Source organism: Paracoccus sediminilitoris (assembly GCF_003259195.1).
GTDB classification, from domain to species: domain Bacteria; phylum Pseudomonadota; class Alphaproteobacteria; order Rhodobacterales; family Rhodobacteraceae; genus Paracoccus; species Paracoccus sediminilitoris.
This window is the reverse complement of record NZ_QJPK01000014.1, coordinates 1-7,495: the sequence shown is the minus strand read 5'-3', so window position 1 is coordinate 7,495 and position 7,495 is coordinate 1. Positions and strand designations below refer to the sequence as shown.

Annotated in this window: 8 protein-coding genes; 5 read left to right on the top strand and 3 right to left on the bottom strand. The window is 60.6% G+C overall.

All coding sequences use genetic code 11. The features are described from left to right. The 5 genes from DKT70_RS11785 to DKT70_RS11765 form a co-directional block, all read left to right on the top strand. Positions 1-709: proton-translocating transhydrogenase family protein (locus DKT70_RS11785; RefSeq protein ID WP_199559582.1), on the top strand; the 709-nt coding region annotated here is incomplete at its 5' end. A 10-nt stretch (positions 710-719) separates the two neighbouring features. Continuing rightward, entirely contained in the window at positions 720-2,162 is a 1,443-nt protein-coding gene (locus DKT70_RS11780) for an NAD(P)(+) transhydrogenase (Re/Si-specific) subunit beta (RefSeq protein ID WP_111559324.1), read from the top strand. A gap of 184 nt (positions 2,163-2,346) precedes the next feature. Next, positions 2,347-3,780, top strand: coding sequence for an NCS1 family nucleobase:cation symporter-1 (locus tag DKT70_RS11775; protein ID WP_111559323.1), 1,434 nt, complete (start codon positions 2,347-2,349; stop codon positions 3,778-3,780). A gap of 13 nt (positions 3,781-3,793) precedes the next feature. Then, positions 3,794-5,098 (top strand): DUF3422 family protein, encoded by a 1,305-nt coding sequence (locus DKT70_RS11770; protein ID WP_111559322.1) that lies wholly within the window; start codon positions 3,794-3,796, stop codon positions 5,096-5,098. 164 nt (positions 5,099-5,262) lie between these two features. Beyond that, a complete protein-coding gene (locus DKT70_RS11765; RefSeq protein ID WP_111559321.1) occupies positions 5,263-5,589 on the top strand; it encodes an arsenate reductase family protein in 327 nt (108 codons plus the stop codon). Between the two features lie 25 nt (positions 5,590-5,614). On the opposite strand, the gene DKT70_RS11760 is transcribed toward DKT70_RS11765, so the two are convergent. The 3 genes from DKT70_RS11760 to DKT70_RS18050 form a co-directional block, all read right to left on the bottom strand. Continuing rightward, positions 5,615-6,043, bottom strand: coding sequence for a TIGR01244 family sulfur transferase (locus DKT70_RS11760; protein WP_072296234.1), 429 nt, complete (start codon positions 6,041-6,043; stop codon positions 5,615-5,617). A 110-nt stretch (positions 6,044-6,153) separates the two neighbouring features. After that, positions 6,154-6,831 (bottom strand): phosphoglycolate phosphatase, encoded by a 678-nt coding sequence (gene gph, locus DKT70_RS11755; protein ID WP_111559320.1) that lies wholly within the window; start codon positions 6,829-6,831, stop codon positions 6,154-6,156. Positions 6,832-6,925: 94 nt separating this feature from the next. Next, positions 6,926-7,102, bottom strand: coding sequence for a hypothetical protein (locus tag DKT70_RS18050; RefSeq protein ID WP_158530033.1), 177 nt, complete (start codon positions 7,100-7,102; stop codon positions 6,926-6,928). Positions 7,103-7,495 lie beyond the last annotated feature (393 nt).

Here is a 7,495-nt window from a genome sequence, read left to right as displayed (position 1 = left end):
GGCCGCCGAAAAGGGCGGCAACTGCGAATTGACGGTGATGGACGAACGCATCGTGTCCGACAACGGCGTGGTGATCGTCGGCTATACCGATTTCCCGTCGCGGATGGGGGCGCAGGCGTCCGAGCTTTACGGCAACAACGTCCGCCACTTCATCGCCGACCTAACCCCCAAGAAGGACGGTATCATCGACCACAACATGGAAGATGATGTCATCCGTGGGGCGACGGTCGCGCGCGATCACGACGTGACCTGGCCGCCACCCCCGCCCAAGGTGGCAGCCATTGCGGCACAAAAGCCCAGGGAAAAGAAGAAGGAGCCGACCCCCGAGGAGCGCCGCGCCGCCGAGGCAGCCGCCTTCAAGGCCGACACCCGCCAACAGGTGGGCATCCTGGTCGGCGGCGGTCTGCTGCTGTTGTTGATCGGCCTTGTCGCGCCTGTCAGCTTCATGTCGCATTTCATCGTCTTCGTGCTGGCCTGCTTCATCGGTTTCCGCGTAATCTGGAACGTCGCCCATTCGCTGCATACGCCGCTGATGGCGATCACCAACGCGATCAGTTCGATCATCATCCTGGGCGCGCTGATGCAGATCGGGTCCGGGTCCTGGTGGGTCGTGCTGCTGGGTGCCCTGGCCGTGCTGATGGCGGGCATCAACATCTTTGGTGGCTTCATGGTCACCCGGCGCATGCTTGCCATGTTCCAGAAGTCGTAAGGAGAGGGTGATGGAATACGGATTCACCACCGCGGCCTATGTGGTCGCCTCGGTCCTGTTCATCCTGTCGCTTGGCGGGCTTTCGGGACAGGAAAGCGCGAAACGTGCCATCTGGTACGGGATCGCAGGCATGGCGCTGGCTGTGCTGGCAACGCTGTTCGGCCCCGGCGCCGGAAACTGGCTGCTGTCGGTCATCATGATCGCCATCGGCGGCACCATCGGCTGGATCGTGGCCAAGCGCGTGCAGATGACCGAAATGCCGCAGCTTGTCGCGGCCATGCACAGTCTTGTGGGCTTGGCCGCCGTCTTTGTCGGCTTCAACGCTCAGATCGAACTGAGCCGCGTCATGCGTGCCCGCGCAGAAGATGCGGTCGAGGTCTTCCAAGGCTTTGCCGCCGTGCTGGCCGACAAGACCCCCGCCGAGATCGCCATGCTGAAGATCGAGGTCTTCCTTGGCATCTTCATCGGTGCCGTGACCTTCACGGGTTCGGTCGTGGCCTTTGCCAAGCTGTCAGGACGGGTCGATGGCAAGCCCAAGAAGCTGCCAGGCGGCCATATGCTGAACGCTGGCGCGCTGGTGCTGGCGGTGCTGTTTGGCATCCTCTACTTCACAGGTGTCGGCGCAGGCGTCTTCTGGCTGATCCTGATCACGCTTCTGGCCTTCTTCATCGGCTATCACCTGATCATGGGCATCGGCGGTGCCGACATGCCGGTCGTGGTGTCGATGCTGAACAGCTATTCGGGTTGGGCGGCTGCGGCCATCGGCTTTACGCTTGGCAATGACCTGCTGATCGTGACGGGTGCGCTGGTCGGCTCCTCGGGGGCGATCCTGTCCTACATCATGTGCAAGGCGATGAACCGTCACTTTGTCAGCGTTATCCTGGGCGGTTTCGGCGGTGAGACAGGACCTGCGGCCGAAATCGAGGGCGAACAGATCGCCATCGATGCCGACGGCGTGGCTTCGGCCCTGAACGAGGCCGACAGCGTGGTCATCGTGCCGGGTTACGGCATGGCGGTGGCGCAGGCGCAAAGTGCCGTCAGTGAACTGACGCGCAAGCTGCGTGCGGCGGGCAAGACCGTGCGGTTCGCGATCCATCCCGTTGCGGGGCGTCTGCCGGGCCACATGAACGTGCTGCTGGCCGAGGCCAAGGTGCCCTATGACATCGTGCTGGAGATGGACGAGATCAATGATGACTTCCCCTCGACTGACGTCGTGATCATCATCGGCAGCAATGACATTGTGAACCCGGCGGCGCAGGATGATCCGAACAGCCCAATCGCCGGGATGCCCGTCCTGGAGGTCTGGAAAGCCAAGCAGGTCTTCGTGTCCAAGCGCGGCCAGGGCACCGGCTATTCCGGCATCGAGAACCCGCTGTTCTTCAAGGAGAACACCCGGATGTTCTATGGCGACGCCAAGGACAGCATCAACAAGCTGCTTCCCATGGTCGATTGACCCCTTGGTGCGGCGGCCTGTTCGCCGCACCATCTTCCGACTGCCTGCGGATCAGGCAGAACCATTCATCATATTTCCCGAACTCTGTTTCTTTCCCCAAGGGAAAGTCGATCACGCCTTTGTGCTTGCGACAACGGCCTCATGCGCGCTGTCATGACCGCAAAACGAGAACGGGGACGGCATCATGATACCGACAGACACGGGACGGGACGCATCTGCGCTTTACAACGAGGATCTGGCACCGGTCCCGCCCGATAAGCGGCAATGGGGTGCGTTCGAGATCTTCAACGTCTGGAACAACGACATCCAGAGCCTGTTCGGCTATACGTTGGCCGCTTCGCTGTTTCTGACCTATGGGCTGAATGGATGGCTGACCTTTGCCGCGATCATCCTTGCGGGATTTATCGTGATGTTCCTGGTGAACCTGTCGGGACGTCCATCGGTCCGTTACGGCATCCCATATGCGGTCATGGCGCGCGCCTCAATGGGGGTTCATGGCGCACGCTTTCCGGCGCTGGCGCGCGGGATCGTCGGCATCTTCTGGTACGGGGTGCAGACCTATTTCGCCTCGACCGCCGTCGCGCTGGCCTTGCGCGCGGTCTTTGGCATCGATGCGCTGGCGGCGGATGGGGCAGGGACGTTTCTGGGCATGGCGGGGGTCGATTGGCTGGCCTATCTGATCGTCGCGGCCTTCCAGATCGGGCTGTTTTTGATGGGTATCGAATGGGTGGGCCGTTTCCTGAACTGGGCAGGCCCCTTCGTCTATGCCGTGATGATCGCGCTGGCGCTGATGATCTGGTGGCGGGCCGGCAACGGCATCTGGTCCGAGATCGGCGTCATCTTCCAAGGCGAAGGCGACGGGAACACCCTGTCCGGCTTTATCGCCGTCGTGGGTGTGATGGTCGCCTATTTCGCTGCCGTGGTGATCAATTTCGGCGACTTTTCGCGCTTCGTGAAGACCGAAGGCCAGATGCGTGCCGGCAACTTCTGGGGGCTGCCGGTTTCGATGGCGTTCTTCTCGCTGATCGCGTTGTTCATCACCGCAGGCGCAGTGGTGCTTTACGGCGAACGCCTGACCGATCCGACCGAGATCGTCGCGCGGGTGGATAACTTGGCCCTGACATTGATTGCGGCGGTCACCTTCTTTGCGGCGACGGTGGGCATCAACCTGGTGGCGAACTTCATCCCGGCTGCCTATGACATCGCCAACATGGCGCCTGCGCGGATCAACGCCAAGATGGGCGGGCTAATTGCGGCGGGCATCGCCTTCTTCATCGGGGCGCTTTGGGTCGCCTTCATCTCGGCCATCGGGATCGCGGGTTTCGTCGAGACTGTGGGCGCCTTGCTGGCGCCGCTTTATGGCATCCTGATCGCCGACTATTATCTGGTACAGAAGCGTGAACTGGATGTCGATGCGCTCTTTTCTGAAGACAAGGCTGGCCGGTATTACTACCGGAACGGCTGGAATCATCGCGCGCTGATCGCCCTGGCACTGGCGGCGTTGTTTTCGGTGGGCACGGTCTGGTTGCCCGGTCTGCAATCTTTGTCGGGCTTCGGCTGGTTGATCGGTGCATTCCTTGGCGGCCTGCTGTACGTGGTCCTGAACAAGCGCCCCTGACAGGAGAATTCGCGTGGACCCGGCACTGGAACATCCCTTGCGCTATGCCTTGGTGAATGAGCTGCACGCCCGGCCCTCGCCACGGCTGTCCGCGCCCGCGACGGCCGCCTTCGTGGCCTTCAAGGAACCCAAGGAGGCCGCCAACCGCGATCACAGCAAGGATGCCGAACATCTGGCCTTGCTGGTGTCGCGTCACGGCGGACCGCGGCCTGATCCCGAGGACAGCCACTATCAGGGCAAGTTGGGCCGTCACGATCTGAAATGGGAAAGCCATACCGAGTTCGTGACCTATATGGCGATGACCCCCGGACTGCCCATCCGGCCCTTCGATCCGTCGGCGGCGGCGATCTTTTCCTCGGAATGGCAGGTGCGGGCGCCCGGCAAGCGGGTTGCGGCCGTTCTGGTGCAGGTGGACTGGCTGCCCGATGATCCTTCCGAAGCTTTGGAGCGGTTGTCGGGCTGGTTTGCGCGCGACAGCATGGCCGCGGTCTGGGTGCTGGACGAGGCCGCGATGGTCGCAAGCGATTTCCGCATCGATGCGGACGGCTGGATGCGTTTCGCGGTATTCGTCCGTCCCGGCACGTCCGAGGGCCGTATCGGGCGGCTGGTGCACCGGTTGGTCGAACTGGAAACCTATCGCGCCATGTCCATGCTGGGACTTGGCCGGGCGCGCAAGCTGGCGCATCGATTGAACGAGATCGAACCGCGCCTGAGCGCGATCCTGGAAGCGATGACCGACGACGATCGCCCCGCAGAACAGATGCTGCACGAATTACTGTCGGTATCGACCCAGCTGGAGGCCGAGGCCGTGCAGCATTCCTTTCGTTTCGGCGCGACATCGGCCTATGAGGCGATCGTCAGCGACCGGATCGAAGCTCTGCGCGAAACGCGTTTCATGGACCGCCAGATGATGACGGAATTCATGCGTCGTCGGTATCAGCCTGCCATGCGCACCACGAAATCGGTCGAATTGCGCTTGGGCAAGATGATGGAACGGGCGGCGCGCGCCGCCGAACTGCTGCGCACCCGCGTCGATGTCGAACGCAGCGCGCAGAACCAGAACATCATGACGCGCATGGACCGCCGCGCCGACCTGCAATTGCGGCTGCAGCATACGGTCGAAGGCCTTTCGGTCGTCGCCATCAGCTATTACGCCGTCGGCCTTCTGGGGCATGCGCTGGAACCCGTCGCGGGCATGATGGATGCCCCGAAATCCCATCTGGTGGCAATCATCACGCCGTTCACCGTCCTGCTGGTCTGGCTGGCGATGGGGCGCATCCATCGCAGGCTTCACCATGAGGGATCAGGTGATTTGTGACTTGATGACGGATGGGCCACGTTTCATAACCCTGTGAAGACATCACCCGAAGGACATCACATGCGCATCATTCTGGCCCTTGCTTCGTTGCTGGCGCTGACCGCCTGCGGAGTGCCATTCGTTCCCCTGATCTGAGGTGATATCCTGTGAACAAGTCATTGAAAATGCTTGGTCTTGCAAAATGTTCGACCTGTCAGAAGGCCAAGGCTCAGCTGGAGGAACACGGCTGGACGGTCGCGTTTCACGACGTTCAGCAGCAGCCGCTGTCAGGCGCTGAACGCGCCGATCTGGTCGCGCAATTCGGCGACAAGATCATCAACCGGGCCAGCCTGACATGGCGCGGTATGTCCGAGGACGAACGCGCTGCCGATCCTGTTGACATGATGGGCGACAAGCCAAGCGTGATGAAGCGGCCGGCCATCATCGCGGGCGATCTGCATCTGTTGGGTTGGACCGCAAACGTCAAGCGCGCGCTGGACGTCCCGGCCTGAAAAGATATTGCAGGGCAGGGGCGTTTCAGCCCTTGCGGCTGGCCAGTGACGCGATCAGGGGGCGGATGCCGTCAAGATCGTAACCGGCCTTTTCCGCGGTCTGGATGATGTCATCTTCGGGCATCTTGCCTGCCTGGGTCAGCGCCCAAAGCACGCTGCAACGGTTCCCCGAGCGACAATAAGCGATAACCGGACCCTGTCCCGCCGTCGCGGCGGCAAAATCGGAGATCAGCTGCGGCGTCACCTGTCCGGGATGAAAGGGTAGGTAGCGATAGCCCATTCCGGCATCGGCGGCGGCCTTGGCCATCACATCATGGTCCAGATCGGGCCCGACCTCATCATCGGGACGGTTGTTGACCAGAACCTTGAAACCGGCTTCGGCAAGCGCCGGAACATCCTCGGGCAGGATCTGAGGCGAAACGGCAAGAGTGGCGCTCAGCTGACGCAGATCCATGGCGGGGCCCTTTCAAGACACAAGTTCAACCTCGGAACTGCCGACTTTTGCACCGTGTTGTCAAGCCCATGCCCCGGAAGCAATCCTGCTGACAGCAATCTGCACGGATTTCAGGCGTTGGCCACCGACAGGACCAATCCTGGCAGATCCTCAAACCGATCGAACATTTCAATGTGCGGCAGATCCGTGGCGGGGCTTTTTCGATATCCTTCGGTGTAGAGCAGGAAAGGAACCGGCACCGCCGCTGCACATTCGGCGTCAAATTCACTGTCGCCCACAAAGATCGCGTCAGGATTTGTGGACGTGGCGCCCATCTGCCTCATGGCCAGCCGCAACGGCGCGGGATTCGGCTTTTTCTGCGGTAAAGAATCGCCTCCGACGACCGTCCGCATCATGCGATCCAGCCCGAAATGGCGCAGGACGCTGTGCGTGGCATGAAGCGGTTTGTTGGTGCAGATGCCGAGCGGGTGTCCGTTGTCGGAAAGGCGCTCCAGAGCCTGTTGAACGCCTGGATACATCCGAGTGAGGTCATGGGCATGCTCGTAACGCTGCATGAAAGCCGCAACGAGTGCAGGCTTCTGGACCGGATCAATATTCTGCGCGGCGATGATGCGCGTCCAAAGGATATCGACACCACCTCCGACGAAGCTGCGGATTTGCGGCAGTGTCAAAGAGGGCAGCGCAAACTTGTCAAGAACCTGGTTAGCACAACTGTGGATGTCCGGGGCGCTGTCGATCAATGTGCCGTCCAAGTCGAAGATAATCGGGCAGGGCGTGTTCATCGTCATATGGTCTTTCGTCTGTACGAGCAGTCCAAGGATGCCTTGGTCGTTACCGCGGCCCAATCGGCGTGATGGGTTTCAAAGAGCCTGGCGCAATCAGTTAAGGGCATGGCATGTCGCGCCGACGTGTCACGGCATACGGGGCGGTTGCCGAGGCACCTGAACTTATCACATTGGTGAAAAGGTTGAATTGCTTCAGGGTCAGGCAGATATTGGAACCGTGATCGGCCGTAACCGTCATGAGCGCGGTCTTCGACCCGGCGATATCCTTCAGCATCCGAAGCTCTTTTCTTGTGTCACTAAGCTAAAATCACATATTGGTCATTGAAATCACATTCCGAGATCGGACTGCCGCTATATTTCTTTCGGAGCGTGATCGCCTTCAACATGCGCGTTGACATCTCGAGCCACAAGGCCGGATGGAAGCGCTTCCGTAATCTCAAAATGCTTTTATGATACATAATACAGATTATCAATAATTCGGATGAGCCACTTTGAGTGATGCGGCCGTGTCCGCCGATCGCAGCCCGCATACGAATTGCTTCGCTTGGCACCGAGGTGTAAAGTCTTTTGACTAGGCCAGCGGCGTCCTGATGCAGCTGCATTATTTGCACTTCGCGTCGACCGGGAGCTAGGCTCCAGCCTCATTGATTTTCAGAGCCAGAAGAGA